The 16,445-nt window shown below is 67.9% G+C and carries 19 protein-coding genes and 3 pseudogenes; 11 read left to right on the forward strand and 11 right to left on the reverse strand.

Features of this window, described 5'->3' with window-relative positions:
- Window position 1: 1 nt before the first annotated feature.
- The 4 genes from OG734_RS00735 to OG734_RS00750 form a co-directional block, all read right to left on the reverse strand.
- Window positions 2-445, reverse strand: coding sequence for a MarR family winged helix-turn-helix transcriptional regulator (locus OG734_RS00735; protein WP_330293520.1), 444 nt, complete (start codon window positions 443-445; stop codon window positions 2-4).
- 154 nt (window positions 446-599) lie between these two features.
- Entirely contained in the window at window positions 600-1,286 is a 687-nt protein-coding gene (locus tag OG734_RS00740; protein ID WP_330285506.1) for a GntR family transcriptional regulator, read from the reverse strand.
- 30 nt (window positions 1,287-1,316) lie between these two features.
- Window positions 1,317-2,042, reverse strand: coding sequence for an aspartate/glutamate racemase family protein (locus OG734_RS00745; RefSeq protein WP_330285507.1), 726 nt, complete (start codon window positions 2,040-2,042; stop codon window positions 1,317-1,319).
- The gene (locus tag OG734_RS00750) at window positions 2,039-3,373 is read right to left on the reverse strand and encodes a dicarboxylate/amino acid:cation symporter (protein ID WP_330285508.1); all 1,335 of its coding nucleotides are present in this window, start codon (window positions 3,371-3,373) and stop codon (window positions 2,039-2,041) included. Before OG734_RS00750 ends, OG734_RS00745 begins: the two co-directional genes overlap by 4 nt.
- A 147-nt stretch (window positions 3,374-3,520) precedes the next feature.
- Between OG734_RS00750 and OG734_RS00755 the strand changes: the two genes are divergently transcribed.
- Window positions 3,521-4,945: an aspartate ammonia-lyase gene (locus OG734_RS00755; RefSeq protein ID WP_330293521.1), complete on the forward strand. Its 1,425-nt coding sequence runs from the start codon at window positions 3,521-3,523 to the stop codon at window positions 4,943-4,945.
- Between the two features lie 434 nt (window positions 4,946-5,379).
- Window positions 5,380-6,087 (forward strand): SDR family NAD(P)-dependent oxidoreductase, encoded by a 708-nt coding sequence (locus OG734_RS00760; RefSeq protein ID WP_330285509.1) that lies wholly within the window; start codon window positions 5,380-5,382, stop codon window positions 6,085-6,087.
- Between the two features lie 39 nt (window positions 6,088-6,126).
- Here OG734_RS00760 and OG734_RS00765 read toward each other — a convergent pair whose 3' ends face one another.
- On the reverse strand, window positions 6,127-6,333 hold the full coding sequence (locus OG734_RS00765; RefSeq protein WP_330285510.1) for a hypothetical protein: 207 nt from the start codon (window positions 6,331-6,333) through the stop codon (window positions 6,127-6,129).
- 363 nt (window positions 6,334-6,696) lie between these two features.
- On the opposite strand from OG734_RS00765, the gene OG734_RS00770 reads away from it, so the two are divergent.
- The 4 genes and pseudogenes from OG734_RS00770 to OG734_RS00785 form a co-directional block, all read left to right on the forward strand.
- Window positions 6,697-7,176, forward strand: a complete 480-nt coding sequence (locus OG734_RS00770) for a GNAT family N-acetyltransferase (protein WP_330285511.1) — start codon at window positions 6,697-6,699, stop codon at window positions 7,174-7,176.
- A 133-nt stretch (window positions 7,177-7,309) separates the two neighbouring features.
- Window positions 7,310-7,479, forward strand: a pseudogene (locus OG734_RS00775) (IS701 family transposase); the annotation flags it as partial.
- 16 nt (window positions 7,480-7,495) lie between these two features.
- The gene (locus OG734_RS00780) at window positions 7,496-7,639 is read left to right on the forward strand and encodes a hypothetical protein (RefSeq protein WP_330294033.1); all 144 of its coding nucleotides are present in this window, start codon (window positions 7,496-7,498) and stop codon (window positions 7,637-7,639) included.
- Window positions 7,640-7,751: 112 nt separating this feature from the next.
- Window positions 7,752-8,276, forward strand: a pseudogene (locus tag OG734_RS00785) (zinc-binding dehydrogenase); the annotation flags it as partial.
- A 215-nt stretch (window positions 8,277-8,491) separates the two neighbouring features.
- On the opposite strand, the gene OG734_RS00790 reads toward OG734_RS00785, so the two are convergent.
- Both OG734_RS00790 and OG734_RS00795 read right to left on the reverse strand, forming a co-directional pair.
- Window positions 8,492-8,785, reverse strand: coding sequence for a hypothetical protein (locus OG734_RS00790; protein ID WP_330294034.1), 294 nt, complete (start codon window positions 8,783-8,785; stop codon window positions 8,492-8,494).
- Window positions 8,671-8,997 carry a hypothetical protein gene (locus tag OG734_RS00795; protein ID WP_330285512.1) on the reverse strand — a complete coding sequence of 109 codons (327 nt, stop codon included), beginning with the start codon at window positions 8,995-8,997 and terminating at the stop codon, window positions 8,671-8,673. The genes OG734_RS00790 and OG734_RS00795 overlap by 115 nt, the downstream gene beginning before the upstream one ends.
- Between OG734_RS00795 and OG734_RS00800 the strand changes: the two genes are divergently transcribed.
- The 3 genes from OG734_RS00800 to OG734_RS00810 all read left to right on the forward strand — a co-directional run bounded on the left by OG734_RS00800 (window position 8,947) and on the right by OG734_RS00810 (window position 11,434).
- Complete coding sequence (locus OG734_RS00800) at window positions 8,947-9,516, forward strand: hypothetical protein (protein ID WP_330285513.1); 570 nt, start codon at window positions 8,947-8,949, stop codon at window positions 9,514-9,516. The genes OG734_RS00795 and OG734_RS00800 overlap by 51 nt on opposite strands.
- Before the next feature lie 2 nt (window positions 9,517-9,518).
- On the forward strand, window positions 9,519-10,337 hold the full coding sequence (locus OG734_RS00805; protein WP_330285514.1) for an IS5 family transposase: 819 nt from the start codon (window positions 9,519-9,521) through the stop codon (window positions 10,335-10,337).
- Between the two features lie 140 nt (window positions 10,338-10,477).
- Entirely contained in the window at window positions 10,478-11,434 is a 957-nt protein-coding gene (locus OG734_RS00810) for a tetratricopeptide repeat protein (RefSeq protein WP_330285515.1), read from the forward strand.
- Between the two features lie 404 nt (window positions 11,435-11,838).
- On the opposite strand, the gene OG734_RS00815 is transcribed toward OG734_RS00810, so the two are convergent.
- Window positions 11,839-12,186: a hypothetical protein gene (locus OG734_RS00815; protein ID WP_330285516.1), complete on the reverse strand. Its 348-nt coding sequence runs from the start codon at window positions 12,184-12,186 to the stop codon at window positions 11,839-11,841.
- A gap of 153 nt (window positions 12,187-12,339) precedes the next feature.
- Window positions 12,340-12,723, reverse strand: a complete 384-nt coding sequence (locus tag OG734_RS00820) for a winged helix-turn-helix transcriptional regulator (protein WP_330285517.1) — start codon at window positions 12,721-12,723, stop codon at window positions 12,340-12,342.
- A gap of 87 nt (window positions 12,724-12,810) precedes the next feature.
- Here OG734_RS00820 and OG734_RS00825 point away from each other — a divergent pair, with 87 nt between their 5' ends.
- Window positions 12,811-13,278 carry an ester cyclase gene (locus OG734_RS00825; protein ID WP_330285518.1) on the forward strand — a complete coding sequence of 156 codons (468 nt, stop codon included), beginning with the start codon at window positions 12,811-12,813 and terminating at the stop codon, window positions 13,276-13,278.
- A gap of 607 nt (window positions 13,279-13,885) precedes the next feature.
- Here the strand turns inward: OG734_RS00825 and OG734_RS00830 are convergent.
- Window positions 13,886-15,040, reverse strand: coding sequence for an NmrA family NAD(P)-binding protein (locus tag OG734_RS00830; RefSeq protein ID WP_330293522.1), 1,155 nt, complete (start codon window positions 15,038-15,040; stop codon window positions 13,886-13,888).
- On the opposite strand from OG734_RS00830, the gene OG734_RS00835 reads away from it, so the two are divergent.
- Window positions 14,939-15,729, forward strand: a protein-coding gene (locus tag OG734_RS00835; protein ID WP_443065054.1) for an IS5 family transposase whose coding sequence is annotated in 2 segments (ribosomal slippage) — window positions 14,939-15,245 and window positions 15,245-15,729 — 792 coding nt in all. Because the reading frame shifts where the segments join, the coding sequence is not laid out codon by codon here. The two genes, OG734_RS00830 and OG734_RS00835, sit on opposite strands and share 102 nt — an antisense overlap.
- A gap of 21 nt (window positions 15,730-15,750) precedes the next feature.
- On the opposite strand, the pseudogene OG734_RS00840 reads toward OG734_RS00835, so the two are convergent.
- Window positions 15,751-15,885, reverse strand: a pseudogene (locus OG734_RS00840) (NmrA family NAD(P)-binding protein); the annotation flags it as partial.
- Between the last annotated feature and the right edge of the window lie 560 nt (window positions 15,886-16,445).

The raw sequence follows: 16,445 nt of genomic DNA on the forward strand, positions 1-16,445 counted from the left end.
ACTACAAGCTCTTCTCGGTCAGCTCCATGAACACCACCGGAACCTCGTTGTGCCGCACGAGCCGGCCGAGCAGGTCGGCGAGCACGTCCCGATCGGCAGCGTCGAGACCATCCGGGAGCCGGTCGATCCGACGACAGGTGTCCATATAGAACTCATCCGCCGCCTTGCGGCCTTCCGGCGTGAACATGACCCGGACCGCCCGCGTATCCTGCGGGTCCGGCTCCCGCCGGACCAGGCCGTTGCGCTCGGTCCGGTCCACCAGCCCGGTCAGGCTCGACTTGGCCAGGCCCAGCACTGAGCCCAGTTCCCCCATGAAGTACGGCCGCGCCATCAGCGCGCACAGCAACTGCCCCTGCTGTGGGGTGAGACCGTGTTCTCGCGCCGACTCGGCATACACGGCGTTCACCAGGAACGAGATCCGGACAAGCCCGGACGCAATCCCCATCCGCCCCTTGTCATTGTCCATTGGTCAAGAATAACAGCCCAAGCATTTTCAGTTCGCAGGACGAACTGCCCGCAGCGTCACGCGCACACAGCGCTGCCCATGATGTCCGCGATCACTCCCCCAGCCTGACCAATCGTCGGCAAGGACTGACGTCCTAGCCGGCGGAGGTCTCGGCGAACTGGTTGGTGTCGAAGAGCTGGTTGATGTGGCCGCCGAGTTCGGACCAGTGCTGTCCGGAGAGTTCGGCGGCGGCGCGGGCGTCGCCGCCGGCGCAGACGGTGACGAGCTGGTCGTGGTGCTCGATGGTGTTGCGACCGCCGAGCAGCGTGGAGAACTTGCGGTAGAGGATGCGGTGGATCTGCGGGTGGAGCTGCTCGACGATCCGGCTGAGCACGGGGTTGTCCGCGGCCGCGATGGGGACGGCGTGGAAACGGTCATCGGCGGCGAGCGCGGCGGAGGTGTCGTTGGCGGCGACGGCCCGTTCGAAGTCGCGGTTGGCCTCGCGCATGCGCTCCAGGTCCTGCCCGGTCATGACCGGCACGGCTGTCTCGATGGCGAGTTGGTCGAGGGAGCGCAGGACGGCGAGGGTCTTTTCGACGTCGCGGCGGTTGAGGGTGGTGATCCGGGTGTAGACGCCGGGCTTGGCCTCGACCAGTCCGATGTCGGCGAGCCGGGCGAGCGCCTCACGCACCGGGGTGCGGCTGAGGCCGAGGCGCTCGGCGAGGTCACCGTCCTTGACCTTCTCACCGGGGACCAGTTCCCCGTGCACGATGGAGTCGCGCAGTCGGTGGAACACCTCGTCACTGAGGAGGCGGCGGGAGACAGGGTGGTCGAGTGACATATTGCGTACAGTACATCGCCTTTGCTTGCCCTATCCGGCTCCGCCTGTGGTCGTGGCCCGGCGGACCAGGGCGCGAGCCAGCACGAGCGCCGGGTCGACGAGGGGGACGTCCACCGCGTCCGTCGGCAGGCCGAGCGGGATTTCCGTGCAGCCGGCGATGACCGCCTGCGCACCCTGCTCGGCCAAGCGGTGTGCGGCGCGGGCCAGTAGCGCGGTCGTCGAGTCGTCGCGGGCACCGGCCTTCACCGCTCGGACGGCGGTCATGACCTCGCGGTCCTGGCTGGAGGCGTCGGGGAGCACGAGGCGGATGCCGAGGCGGTCCAGCCACTCTTGGTACAGGCCTGCGCGGATGGTGCCGGTGGTGGCGAGCAGTCCGGCGGTGTGGATACGAGGGGTCAACTCGCTGAGATGCCTGGCGACCTCGCCGATCATGTGGACGATGGGCAGGCCGACACGGTCGGCGATGCGCGGCACGAAGGCATGTGCGGTGTTGCACGGGATGGCGATGACGGTGGCGCCGGCCTCGCGCAGAACACGGCTGCCGTCCAGGAGCCACGGGGTGGGGTCGGGTCCGCCGCCCAGCAGGGCCTCGGTGCGGTCGGGGATGGTGGGGTCGGACCAGATGACCGTACGGAGATGGTCCTGGTCGCTGGAGCCGGGGGTGATCGCGACGAGTTTGGCGTAGAAGTCGGCGGTGGCGGCCGGGCCCATGCCGCCGAGGATGCCGATGATCTCCGCCTTGGTGGAGGTGCTCACTGTGCGGGTTCCTTCTCCAGGACGGTGACCCCGCGCTCAGTCGGGGTTTCGCGGGCGGCGTGCTTGGCTGCGCGCCGGTTCTCGGAGCTGTCGACGACTGCGGCCGCGAGGGAGTTGCCGATGACGTTCACGCCGGTGCGGGCCATGTCGACGATGAAGTCGACGCCGAGGAGCAGGGCGATGCCCTCGGCGGGCAGGCCGATGGAGTTGCCCGCGGCGATGAGGACGACGATGGAGGCGGAGGCCACCCCGGCCATACCCTTGGAGAGAATCACCAGCACGCCGACCATCAGGAGCAGGGCGGGCAGAGAGGTGTCAGCGCCGTAGGCGTTGGCGAGGAAGACCAGCGCGGCGGCCTGGTAGAGGACAGAGCCGTCGGTGTTGAAGGAGTACCCCAGGGGGACGACGAAGGAGGTCGTCGACCTGCTGACGCCGAATGCCTCCAGCTTGCCCATCAGCGGGGCCAGTACGGACTCCGAGCTGCGGGTGACGAAGGCGATTCCGGCCAACCCGCCGATGGACCTGAGCAGTTCGACGTACCGGATGCGGTAGATCGCGGCGATCAGCGGGAAGAGCGCGCCGATGACGATGGCCAGGCCCGCGTAGACCACGGCGATGAAGCCCAGCAGGCTGCGCAGGTTGCCGAAGCCGTAGTACGCGACGTCGTACGAGATGAAGCCGAGCACGCCGAGCGGCGCGACCCGGATGACGTAGCCGACGACCTTGAACATCACCGCGGCGACGGACTCAAGGACGGCGGCGAAGGGTTCGGACTTCTCCCCGATCGCGGCCATCGCCACGCCCACCAGCAGGGCGAAGACGATCGCGCCGAGCAGGTTGCCCTCGCCGAACGCGGCGAAGATGTTCTTCGGTACGGCGTGCAGGACCAGCTCGTGGAAGTCGATGCCCTGGCCCAGGCCTTCCAGGTCCGTGGCGTCGGCCCCGTGGACGGGGGCGCCCTTGCCGATGCCGGTGAGCTTGGCCAGCCCGACCGCGATCAGCAGGATGACGGTGGTGACGAGCTCGAAGTAGAGGATCGCCTTGCCGGCGATCCGGCCGACCTTCTTGACCGACTCCATGCGGGCGATGCCCAGCACGATAAGCGGGAAGACCAGGGGCAGGACCACGACCTGCACCAGGTTCAGGAACACGTCGCCGAGGATCTTCATCTGCTCGCCCGCGGACGGGGCGAGGGATCCGATGAGGGCGCCGAGGCCGACGGCGATGATCGACTGCACTCCGATCGGCGTCTTCCGGCATCGCCGCCAGAAGCCTGCGGGCCGGGTCGGTGGGGTGTCTGTGCTGGTGGGACGGGGACGAGCGGTGTCCATGAGACCTCCTGCCATACGCAATATATTGCGTTCTGCATGTTGGTCGGCAACACTGAGGCCGGAAGCGGTGGCCTGTCAAGGGGTCCCGTGTCGGCATCCCGGCTCAGGGCCGGCGGCAGCGACGAGGAGCATCAGATGGGGCAGCAGATGACGGAGGCCACACGCATCGAGCACGACCTGGTGGGAGACAAGGAGGTCCCGGCCGACGCCTACTACGGCGTGCACACCGTGCGGGCCGTAGAGAACTTCGCAATCACCGGCTCGACCATTGCCCAGTTCCCCGACCTGATCGCCGCCCTGGCCGCGGTCAAGCAGGCGGCCGCTCAGGCCAACCGCGACCTCGGCCTCCTGCCTCCGGACATCGCCGAAGCGGTCATCGGCGCGTGCGAGGAGATCCGCGCCGGACGGCTCAGCGAGCAGTTCGTCGTCGACCCCGTCCAGGGCGGGGCCGGCACCTCGACCAACATGAACGCCAACGAGGTCATCGCCAACCGGGCGTTGGAGATCCTCGGCCACCCCCGCGGCTTCTACGACGTGATTCATCCCCTCGACCACGTCAACCTCGGCCAGAGCACCAACGACGTCTACCCCACCGCCGTACGCCTGGCCCTGGTCATCTCACTGCGTCAACTCAGCGAATCCTTGCGGGTGTTGGCAGCGGCCTTCGCCGAGAAGGCGGCGGAGTTCGGTGACGTGCTGAAGATGGGCCGCACCCAGCTACAGGACGCCGTCCCCATGACGCTGGGTCAGGAGTTCACGACGTACGCCGTCATGATCGAGGAGGACCGCCAGCGCCTCACCGAGGCCGCCGCACTGCTGCTGGAGTCCAACCTCGGCGGCACAGCCATCGGCACCGGCATCAACGGCCACCCCCGCTACGCCGAGCTCGCCTGCGCATACCTTGCCGAGATCAGCGGCGAACCCGTCCGGCCCGCGGGCGACTTCATCGAGGCCACCCAGGACTGCGGCGCCTTCGTCCAGCTTTCCGGCGTCCTCAAGCGCGTCGCGGTGAAACTCTCCAAGACCTGCAACGATCTGCGCCTGACCTCGTCCGGCCCCACCGCCGGACTCGGCGAGATCAACCTGCCACCGGTGCAAGCGGGTTCGTCGATCATGCCCGGCAAGGTCAATCCCGTGATCCCCGAGGTCGTCAACCAGGTCGCCTTCGAGGTCATCGGCAACGACCTGACCGTCACCATGGCCGCCGAAGCCGGACAGCTCCAGCTCAACGCCTTCGAACCCGTCATCGCCTACAGCCTGCTGCGCTCCCTGACCCACCTGCGCGCCGCCTGCGACACCCTTGCCACCCGCTGCGTCCCCGGCATTACCGCCAATCACCAACACCTCCACGACACGGTCCACCGCTCCATCGGCCTCGTCACCGCGCTCGCCCCGCACATCGGCTACGCCGCCAGCACCACGCTGGCCCGCCAGGCCCTCGCCACCGGCCGCACCATCAAGGACCTCGCCACCGAAGCCGGCCTGCTCACCACCGCCCAACTGGACATGATCCTGCAGCCCGCGAACCTCACCCGGCCGTTCGGGCGACTCTCGCCGGCCGCCGCTCCGTGAACGTCAGCCTGTCGAGCACCGGGACATGCCCCGGTCCGCCCCCGGACCTCCGCCAGCGGTACCTCAGGCAGCCACTGCCGGGCCCTCGGCGCTGTTGCAGACCGGCAGCCGCTGCCAGCAGGTCACGCCCGAGCCAAAGCCCAGTTCCGCGAGCAGCCTCTCCTGGGGATGCGGCGTAGGGCATCCGGTGCTTCGCGAGCAGCGGCGAGGATCCGCGCCCCGGTTGGCTTCGGTGCCGCTCGGCGCAGTTGACTGCGGCATCGTCGCGGTGGCGAGCGCCAGGACTAACACGACGACAGGCAATCGGATGACCCTATCCAGTTCTGTGATACGGTGACGACAGTGAACCGGAAAGGCCTATCCGAATAGACGATTCGGATAGATCTATCCAGATCTTGGCCTTCCAGTGCCACCCTTCCCGAAAGGATCTCGCTGTGACCAGCATCGCCATCGTCGGAGCCGGCCCCCAGATGGGCCTGGCCATCGCCCGCGCCTTCGGCTCCCAGGGCTTCCACGTCGCCCTGATCTCCCGCAACCGCGAGAAGCTCGACGACCTCGTCGGCAAGCTCGCCGCCGAGGGCATCACCGCCGCCGCGTTCCCCGCGGACGTCCTCGACCGCGCCGGGCTCACCCAGGCGCTCAAGGACGCGTCCGCGAAGTTCGGCGGGATCGACGTCCTGGAGTACTCCCCGGTGGGGACGTTCGGCGTCACCACTCTGACCGCTCCGGCCACCACCGAACCCTCGGACGTGGAGTTCGAGATGAACTTCCAGCTCTACGGGGCCATCGCCGCCACCCAGGCAGTGCTGCCCGCGATGCGCGAGGCCGGCGCCGGCACCCTGCTCTACACCACGGGTGCCGGTTCGATCTGGCCCGACCCGCGGGTCGCCAATGTGAACGCCGCCGCCGCGGCGCTGCGCAACTGGGCGATGAACCTGCACAAGGAACTGGCCGACGCCGGCACCGGAGTCCAGGCCGCCCACGTCGGCATCGACTCGTCGATCGGTGTGTCCGTCATCCCTGGGGTGGAGGCGGCCAGGCCCGAGCAGATCACCCCCCTCTACTGGGACCTGCACACCACCAAGCGGGACGAGGCCGAGCTCGTCTTCAGGCTCGACGCCGACGGCTTCCCCCGCGGCTGACAGCACAGCGGGCCGTACCCGCCCCCTCGTCGACCCTGATCACGCCGCGGCGTTCCGGTCCGCGGCGCGTTCGAGCAGATTGGACACCGCCATCAGCCCGAAGAGCACCGCGGGGCGGCCGTGCGCACGGTACAGCCGTGCGGTGACGAAGGCCGCCACCACCCCTTGCACCAGCACGGCCGCGATGACCAGCCAGTGCTCGAACACTCCGGCGTAGCCAGGGCTGCTGCGGAGCTCTGCGGGCACGCTGAAGTGGGCCGCCAGGCGGGCGCCGATGACTACGACGGTCCGAGGCGGCCGAGTGGCGTGGGCGACGGGGTCATACGGGGTCCATGCTGGGCAGAGGTGAGGACTTCGCGGGCGACGCTCGCTTGCGAGTGACAGCGGCTGCGACCTCCAGCGGCAGGTGGCCAGAGCTGTCGCGCGGCCTGCTGGTGAGCGGCCGGTACTTATGGACTCGCTCTGCGGGCGGGACGCGAGCCGCCGTCATCTACGCAGGGCAGAAGGTACGGCGCCCGAGTACCACCAGGAGACGAGGATCCTCCCCGTGCCGCACCCGCCGCATGAAGGTGTTTCCCGGTACGTGATACTCCCCTGGTGAATTCAGGCATGACAACCAGGAGTGGGCCGACGACGATACGCAGGGCCGTCGCGCGGGACGCCAAACGGCTCACGCGACTCGTACGTGGCTCACGCGCCTACGAAGGGCAGTACGCGGCCATGGTCGCGAGCTACCGGGTCGGTCCCGCCTACATCGAGACCCACCACGTCTTCGTAGCCGTCTCCGCCGACGAGCACGAAAGCCGTGTCCTCGGGTTCTACTCGCTCTTTCGTGTCCCACCGGAGCTCGACCTGCTGTTCGTCGCCGACGCAGCCCAAGGACATGGCATCGGACGGCTCCTCGTCGCGCACATGAAGTCCGAGGCCCGCGCCGCCGGGCTCGACCGCGTCCGGGTGGTGTCGCACCCTCCCGCCGAGGGCTTCTACCGCAGCGTGGGTGCCGTGCGCACCGGGACCGTGTCCTCGAATCCACCCGCTGTGGGATGGGACCGTCCCGAGCTCGAGTTCCTCATTACTCCTGACTCCTGACGTGGCGGGGGACGCCCGGCAAGATCCTCCAGCGCCGTCGGACTCGGTGAACCAGGCACCACCCGTGGTGAGAGCCATCTACTAGGACTCCGTTAGGTCTTTCTGTTGGTGGTGTTCAGCGGCATGGTGGGGCATGGACGCACATGAAGTGAAACGTGCCCGGGCGAGTTGGCGTTGTTCGTGGCTGATGTGTTCTCCTCGGTGCCGCGCAAGGACCAGCGGGCCAAGGGCGACTGCTGTCCGCGGGGACTGAGGACGGACGGTCGGCGCAAGTCCATCCAGGCCATGGCTGCGCGGCTGCCGGTCCCTGGACCTGCCCATGCCGAACCGGACGGTCCACGACCTGACCTTCTACACCGCCGAGCCGGGCACCCCCTCCGAAGACCGGCTCAAACTCCTCTCCAGTTGGACAGCGGCCCCGCCTCCGGACACGGACACCGCACGGCGCGCACCCGCTGACTGAACGTGCCGCGCCCTGTGCCCGCCTGCCGCAGCCCTGCGGTCGAGCATCATCGGGCAAGCGAACCGACTCACGGTGTCGGAGCGACGACTGACGTGCATTCGGAGCGAGTTAGACGGTCGCGGTCGTCGGCGACGGCGCAGTCGGCCTGATGGCCATCCTCGCCGCCAAGCAGCTGGGCGCAGAGCGGATCATCGCGATGTCCCGCCACCCCGAGCGCCAGGAACTGGCCCGCTTCTACGGCGCGACCGACATCGTCGAGGAGCGCGGCGACGAGGGCGTCGCGAAGATCAAGGAACTCACGGGCGGGCTCGGCGCGCACTCGGTGGTCGAGGCCGTCGGAACCCAGGAATCGACGATGCAGGCGATCGGCGCCACCCGGCCCGGCGGGCACCTGGGCTTCGTCGGCGTCAACTACGACGTCACGATCAAGGGCATCGACCTGTTCTTCGCCGGCATCCACGTGGAGGGCGGCCCCGCCCCGGTGCGCCGGTTCCTGCCCGACCTGATCCAGCTCATCTGGGACCGCAAGATCGACCCGGGCAAGGTCTTCGACCTCACCCTGCCGCTGGAGCAGGCCGCCGAGGGTTACAGGGCCATGGACGAGCGGCGCGCCACCAAGGTGCTCCTCACCTTCTGATCCGCCCCGCCCCACTCCCCCGCCCCGCCCCGCTACCGCAGCGGGGCGGCCCGACTCCTTCATTCACTGGTCCTTGGAGCGGATACTGCGCAGCACTGATCTCGTGTCGGCGCCATCGGGGGACCGTTCCAGCCACTCACCCTAGAACGCGATGAGCAGGTCAGGGCGGCGTCAAAGGGTGAGGGCAGGCGCTGCTCGCCCCCGAGGACAAACTGTCAGCCGCTGAAGACAATTTCGGAGCGGTGGTTGCGTTCATACAGGTCCCAGTACAGGGGAGCGATCTGCTCGGGTGTGGCCGTCGGGAAACCTGGCTGCCCGCCGTCGCCGATCAAGATGTTGACGGCCACGTGCGCGGCGTGCACGCCGGTGCCGGTCAGCTCGTTGTGGAGGTTGATCACCCAGTTACGCAGGGCCGTAGCGGCGGCGTTGACGTTGCCGAACATCGGCACGGGGTGAACGGAGCCGCCGCCGGTGGTGAACAGCAGCGTCCCGGCGCCCGCCTTGCGCATGGCGGGCAGTCCGCCTGGGCAGCCGTGACGGCGCCGTGGAGGGTGTACTCGATCTGTGGCTGCAGATTGTCCACCGTGACCTCCGAGGCGGCAGCCATGGTGAGGCCGGGTACCGGGGAGTGCGGGGCCGGGGAGTACTCCAGTAGGTCGATGCCACCGACGTGGGCCTTGGCCGCGTCCAGGGCGTCGGTGAGCGAGGCACGGTCCATCACGTCGGCGGGGAACGCGGCGGCCTTGACGCCTTCCTGGCCGAGCTGGTCGACCAGGGTCCCCTGGCCCTGGCCCAGGCCGCTGCCTACCTGGTTGACTCCGGCGACGACGTAGCCGCCTACCGCGACTTGCTGACCGACCGCACCACCGCCCTCGCCGATGCCGCCCCCGACGCGCTACCCGACGAACAGACCCTGCCGCTGGCCGCCGCCTGGTCCCTGTCCATCGGCCGCGCCGACACCCTCCGCCCCGTCGGTCTGGCCCGTCCCCTGCTCCACCTGGCCGCCCTGCTCGATGCCAACGGCATTCCCCAGGACGTGCTGACCACTGCCTCCGCGCTCACCCACCTCACCGCACACCGCGCCCGGACCGGCCACGACCCCGCTGAAGAACCGGACCCGGTCTCTCCCCGCGACGCCGTGCGCGCGCTGCGGGCCCTGTACCGGCTCAGGGGTCCTTGCAGAATGATCCTCTTGTGGCACGGTGGGGTTGTATGTGACTCCGTGTTTTGTGGGGTGTGATCATGGCGCGGCGGAAGCCGTGGGAGGTCAGTGACGAGTTGTGGGCGGTGATCGAGCCGCTGCTGCCGAAGCATGAGCGGCGGTTCCGGCACCCGGGGCGCAAGCGGATCGATGACCGCAAGACGCTCCAGGGGGTGCTGTTCGTCCTGTACACCGGTGTCCAGTGGGAGTTCCTGCCGCAGGAGTTGGGGTTCGGTTCGGGTCCCACGTGCTGGCGGCGGCTGGCCGAGTGGCAGGAGGCCGGGGTGTGGGAGGAACTCCAGCGGGTGCTGCTGGACCGGCTTCGGGCGGCTGATCGCCTCGACTTCTCCCGCGCCACGATCGACGCCTCGCACGTGCAGGCCAAGCGGGGGCGCAGCAGCCCAAAAGTCGGTCCGAGCCCGGTTGACCGCGCGCGGCCGGGCTCGAAGCATCACGTGCTGACCGAGGCGCACGGCATCCCGCTGCGGGTGTCCCTGACCGGCGGTCACCGCAACGACGTCACCCAGCTCCTGCCGCTGGTCGACGGGCTGGCACCGGTACGCGGCAAGCGGGGCCGGCCCCGGCGCAAGCCCCGCACGTTATACGCCGACCGCGGCTACGACCACGACATCTACCGCCGCCGTCTGCGCGAGCGCGGCATCACACCGAAGATCGCCCGGCGCGGCCAGCCGCACGGCTCCGGCCTGGGCAAAGTCCGGTGGGTTGCCGAGTCCGCCATCGCCTGGCTCCACGGCCCCCGCCGCCTACGAACCCGCTGGGAAGCACGCGACGACATGCACGACGCCTTCCTCCAGCTCGCCCACTGCATGACCCTGGCCCGGAAGAATCCAGCATTCTGAAAGGACCCCTCAGCCTCATCGACCACGCCCCCGGCACTCCGCACCAGGCCGTCCGTGTCCACCAGCTCATTCAGCGCGCCACCCGCGACACCCTCACCCCCGCCCAGCACGACCAGTACGCCCGCACCGCCGCCGACGCTTTGCTCGCCGCATGGCCCGAGATCGAACGCGACACCGCTTTCGCCCAGGCCCTGCGCGCCAACACCGCCGCCCTCACCGCCTGCGTCGAAGACGCCCTGTACCGCCCCGACGCACATGCCGTGCTGTACCGAACCGGCAACAGCCTCGGCGAGACCGGACAGTTCACTGCCGCTGTCGCCCACTACCGGCAGCTAGCCGACCTCTCCCTTCTGCGCCTTGGGCCCGACCACCTCTGCACCCTGACTGCGAGACACAGCCTTGCCCAGTGGCAGGGGAGCGCGAAGGACGCGGCCGGCGCCGCCTCGGCCCTCGATGAACTACTGGAGGACTACCTACGAGTACTGGGCCCGAACCACCCCCACACCCTGACCGTCCGACACGAACTCGCCCGATGGCGAGGAGCCGCCGGTGATACCGCTGGAGCCACAAACCCCTTCACCGACTTGCTGAATGACCGCACACGCCTACTCGGCCCCGACCACCCGGACACCCTCACCACCCGGGGTCACCTTGCCCGGTGGCACGGGAAGGCGGGGGACGCGGCCGGCGCCGCCTCAACCCTCGCCGAACTGCTGGCGGACTACCTGCGCGTCCTGGGCCCGAACCACTCCCACACCCTGGCCGTCCGGCACGAACTCGCCCGATGGCGAGGGGTAGCCGGTGATGCCGCTGGGGCCACAAGTGCCTTCACCGACTTGCTGAATGACCGCACACGCCTACTCGGCCCCGACCACCCACATACCCTGGCCGCGAGGCGCAGCCTCGCCTGGTGGCGAAGGAGCGCGGGGGACACGGCTGGCGCCGCTGCGGCCCTCGACGAACTGCTGGCGGACTACCTGCGGGTACTGGGCCCGGACCACCCCCACACCCTGGCCGTTCGACACGAGCTCGCTCGATGGCGGGAGGGGTTCTGGCCAGGGACGACGGCCAGGCCGCCGAGTAGCGATCGTTCGTGAGATGCGGAGATCTACCTGGCGTTCCCGCCTGCCGCGATTCTCCTCGTACCCACACCCGGGACGCGGAATTCCCCGCAGGTCCCCAGAGGGCGACGAAGTAAGAGCTCCCTACGTTGTTCTGCGACAGCCCTGCCTGTCACCCTGCTGGTGGCCCACGGCGCCTTCAGTGCGCATCTACGCTCATCAGTCCACGCCGCGAGGGCTCAGCTGCGAAAATGCTGGCGGGCAAGTTCGCACAGTAGGGGGTCAGGTGCCGCGTCAGTTGAACGAGCGTCAACTGCAGGTGCTGCGGTGGGTCGGGCAAGGCTGCCCTGAGGGTATATGGCAGGGAGAGGCGCACAAGCTCAGCTGCCAGGCCCTACAGAGCCGAGGACTGGTCAAAGTCTCCAGAGGAAAAGGGCCACTCAGTCGTCCAGGCCGAACCACTCGGTGGGCCGCGCGAACGCCTCGGTGCCGATGCTCACCCGCCGCATGGTGCCTTCGCTGTCCAGACGAATGCGGTGGACGCACCAGCGGTCGATCAGCGTGTCCCGGTCCACCGGCACCGACACTCCCAGAACCGGCTCCCGGCCGCCCTCATCCCATGCCGGCTCCACCGCCTGGTCCAAGTGCACGCGCAGTCCGCGGCGCCGGAAGCGGATGTCCACCACCGAGCCGATCGGTACCCCCTCCGGCCGGGCAGACTCGAAGTCGGCCTGCTTACCGAGCTCCCGGAGCCAGGCGTCGGCCGCGGACTTCACGTTCCCTGTCAAGTCCTTGTGTTCAGTTGGGCGGACTGACTAGGAGTTGGCTGGACACTGCTGTGCGGGTGTCTGGCTGTGTCACTTTCCGTGAATGTCGTTTCGACCTGAGTTCGGGAGTCACCTGGCGCGCGTTTTTATGATCAATGTCGATGGGAATCGATGTCACTGTGCCGCTGCATCAGTGCTTGTCTGCGGGCCCGTCTTCTCCAAGAGGAACGCGCCAGTGCGGGGAAGGTCTTGTTCGGCCCAGGCGCCCATGGTGGCCAGCACGACCTCGAGTCGTGCGCCTGCCGGGGTGAGTTCGTACTCCACGCGGGGCGGGATCTCCGGATAGGCCGTGCGGGTGACCAGCCCTAGGAGTACGAATCGCCGCAGCCGTGAGGACAGGGTCTTGGGACTGATCCCCGGAAGTCCGGCGCGCAGCTCGGTGAAGCGTTTCGGGCCGGTCAGCAGCTCCCTCACGATCAGCGTCGCCCAGGGCCCGTCCAGCACGGTCAGGAATCGAGCGATCGGACATTCCGGCAAAGGGTGATCCAGCTCACTCATACTCTCCCCATTAGTTCATTTGAGGGAACTGATTCCCTCGGGGAACCATAGCCGGAGCAGCCCGCACCCCACACCGTGGAGGACCTCATGACCGCGATCAGTACGGCCAACACCGCGAGCGAGATGGTGCGCTCGGCCACGACCACCGCGTTGCGGGTCGCCGCGCGCAACCTTGAGCTCTACGACACCGGCAACGTCGCCGGGGCGGACGAGGTGTTCGCCCCCGACGTGATCGACCACAACCCCGCTGACGGCGCCGCCTCGGGCCTCGACGGCATGCGAGTGCTGATCGCCGCGGTCCGCGACGGATTCACCGACACGCAGCACCGGATCCTGTTCCAGCAGGAGCTCCCCGGCGGCCGGGTTGTCCTCCACTGGCGGATGACCGGGACCCACACCGGAGACGCCTTCGGGTTCGCCGCCAGCGGCAACCCGGTCGACATCACCGGCACCGATATCCTCCGCGTTGTCGACGGCAAGATCACCGAGATCTACCACGTCGAAGAACTGCTCAAGCTCACCCAACAGATCAGCACCGGCACGCAGCCGGCCTGAAGATCGAGACCTTCTCGGACCACGCCTGCCCCTGAACCCTGATCGGCAACCGCCGCCTCGACGCGGCGCACTCGTTCCAGGGGTCAGTCCGGGAAAGGCATGCCGGCAGCCATGAGTGGGTGGGGCGGCGGGCCATCGGACCGCCGGAGCCGCCGTCCTCACCAGGGATGAACTCAGCTGGCCGCGGCGCGTTCGGCCTGCGCCTTGGTGTGGGCGAGGCAGTAGGACTCCGTCCCGGTCTGGATGATCGCACCGTGAAGGTCAGCCGGTCGACGATGGCCGTGCTGCGTCGCCTCGCCGCACCTCGTGGACCGCAGTGCCGGACGCTCGTCGGCTCGGTCCCGCCGTCACGGCTGTCACCGCTGCCCAGCTCCGGCAGGCCGCTTCACGGATGCCATCCGCGACGCCGGGATCGGCGAGTACGGGGCCATCCCGGACCTGCCCCCAGCCCCGTCACCACGTACGCGCACGACCTGCGCCGACACGGCCGTCGCCGTCGGACGAACCGCCGCGGAGCCGTACGCTCCCCGGCAGCAACTCCCGGCGAAGATCGCGAACATTCAACTCATCGCTCATCATCTACCGAGCCGCCATACCGCTCACCCGTTTACAACTTGCCCGTCCTCATATCAGCACTGCTCTTGAGGATCGCAGAGTCGAGGCTCCAGTTCTCCGGTTGGACCCTCTCCCAGAGACTACCTTTACCGAGTTCCCTTCCCACCTGGTCCTCCCGGCGGAACCACTCCTCAGCACTCCTGATCCTGTTGGGGTGGATTTCGTCGAGCAGAGCGTAGTCCCTGGTGATGATTCCATGCTTCCACGTATTCCAGAAGCCCGTGAAGTTGTCCCGGAAGCTCATGGTGCTTTTGTCGTTGGGGTCGGCGTTGTAACCGGCAGGCTGATCAGCAATGCCCTTCACGTCCGGCGCGTTCCAATAAGTGTCCAGATCAGTGTCGATGTACTGCGCCGGATACCCGGTGACCTTCTCGAACGCTGCAGCCATGTCAGCATATGTCATGTGCTCGATGGCGACTTCAAGGTCCATGCCATTCGCGCGCTCCGGATGGTCGAAGAGCCAGCGAACGTAGAAGCCGCAGTCTTCGAGGGCCACGTGAGGAACGGCTCCCTCGCCGAGAGGAACTCGCCACGTGACGACACCGTTTTCAACGCTGGGTGTCATGGGCGTGAGCGGTGAGATCACCATCTCAATGTAGGGACCTGACGTGAAGACCGCTGCTCCCAACCGGTCCCTGTTCTTTTCATTTTGAAACAGCACCCATTCGGCCATGCGGCCTTTACCGTCATAATGCCCGGTGCGGAACCTCGAGTCGTAGCCGGACTTCTTGAGGGTGTAGTCGAGGTTTCCGTAGACGAAGAACTTGATTCCTTCTTCAATCGCTATCTCGTAACTGCGGATCGCCCAGTAGGTCTCCGTCTTCTCACCGGTGTTGAACCCGTCGATGTTGATGAATACGCCGTCACAGCTTCGAAACCCTTCCCGCAGCACGTCCTCGTCGGCGAACGACCCTTCGAGGAGGGAGACGTTGCCGAGCGCGAGGAGCGCTTGGAGCTCGTAACACGATCTTGTTGAAGTGCCCTGGTCGGGCGTGACCGATGTGACGATTCCGCCGTTCGAGATGTTGTGAGCACTCGGCCGTGGATCGTGGACGACGACTTGTGGGCGCTGATCGAGCCGTTGCTGCCGCCCTGGCCGCAGAAGTCGCCGGGGCCGCGGCCGGTGGCGGACCGGCTGTGTCTGCAGGGCATCCTGTACGTGCTCCACAACGACATAGCCTGGCAACTCCTGCCGCTGGAGCTGGGGTTCGGCTCGGGACAGACCTGCTGGCGGCGCCTGGAGCGGTGGCAGAAGGCCGGAGTCTTCGAGCAACTGCACCGCATTCTGCTCGGGGAGCTGAACGCGGCCGGCGAACTCGACTGGTCCCGCGCGTGTGTGGACGGCTCCCACATCCGCGCGAAAAAAGGGGAGCCGACACCGGTCCGTCGCCGGTCGACCGGCGGAAGACGGGCAGCAAGCACCACCTGATCTGCGACGGACGCGGCACCCCGCTCAAGGTCATCACCACTGCGGCCAACGTCAACGACGTCACCCGGACCCTCGCCCTCGTCGACGGCATCCCGCCCGTCGCCGGACGGCCCGGCCGCCCGCGCAGACGCCCCGACTCGCTCCTCGGCGACAAGGCATACGACTCGAAGGCCGTGCGCCATGAGCTGCGACGCCGCAGGATCCTGCCGGTCATCTCCCGCAAAGGCGCCCCGAACATCAAGGGCCTGGGCAAACTCCGCTACGTCGTCGAGCAGACCTTCGCCCTGCTCCACCAGTTCAAACGCCTCGCCGTCCGCTGGGAACGCCGAACCGAACTCCACGACGCCTTCGTCTCGTTGGCCTGCGGCCTCATCTGCTGGCGACGCCTCAAGAAGGCACGACCATGATCGTGTTACGAGCTCTTGGGCTCGGGGGGAGCTGGGATCGCGAGTGAGAACCCGGACGGAGTATTTCTTGTCGGCGACAAGAGATCGGACGATGGGCATTCCTTGAGCCCCTGTACCGCCGATCACGAAGATATTGGAGGTGGCGTGAGAAGACATGGCATTCGACTCCGGAGGTTGAGTACGCACGCGATCAGTACGCGATGGACGCGGTGCGTTCGAGACTGATCCACATCAGCCCCGCGATCGAGAATCCCTTTGGGAAACCGATCGGTTTCAAATACGTTACACCGATCGATTTCCGTGCGGCAAGGTCTCAGGCAGTGGCGTCTCGACGACCTCGCGACCCTGGGCACGGAAGGCGCCCATCACGGTCGGCCAGGACAGATGCAGGTGCCAGGCAGCCTGGATGACCGGAGACCCGGAAACCCCTGCACCGGCGCCCGGTCGTGGTCCGCAACCCGGCAGACATGCGTCGGCCGGCACCGGACTCTTCGCAACGGGTTGAACCCGTGCGGCCGGAGCCCTGCGCCTTCCTCCCGTTTGGCTGGGAGGGACGTTTGTCGACGCTCCATCACAGAGCACATCCGTCCGGGCCGTGGCGCCCTCGGCGTCGGTGATCTTGGCGCTCGTGGCGCCGAGCTGCTCGGCGTACGCCGGGGCGCCGCGCCTTCCTCCTTCGAGGTTGCGTCGAACTTCAGCACAGGCAGCGAGTCGAT

Origin of the sequence: Streptomyces sp. NBC_00576, assembly GCF_036345175.1 — a bacterium.
Lineage (GTDB): Bacteria > Actinomycetota > Actinomycetes > Streptomycetales > Streptomycetaceae > Streptomyces.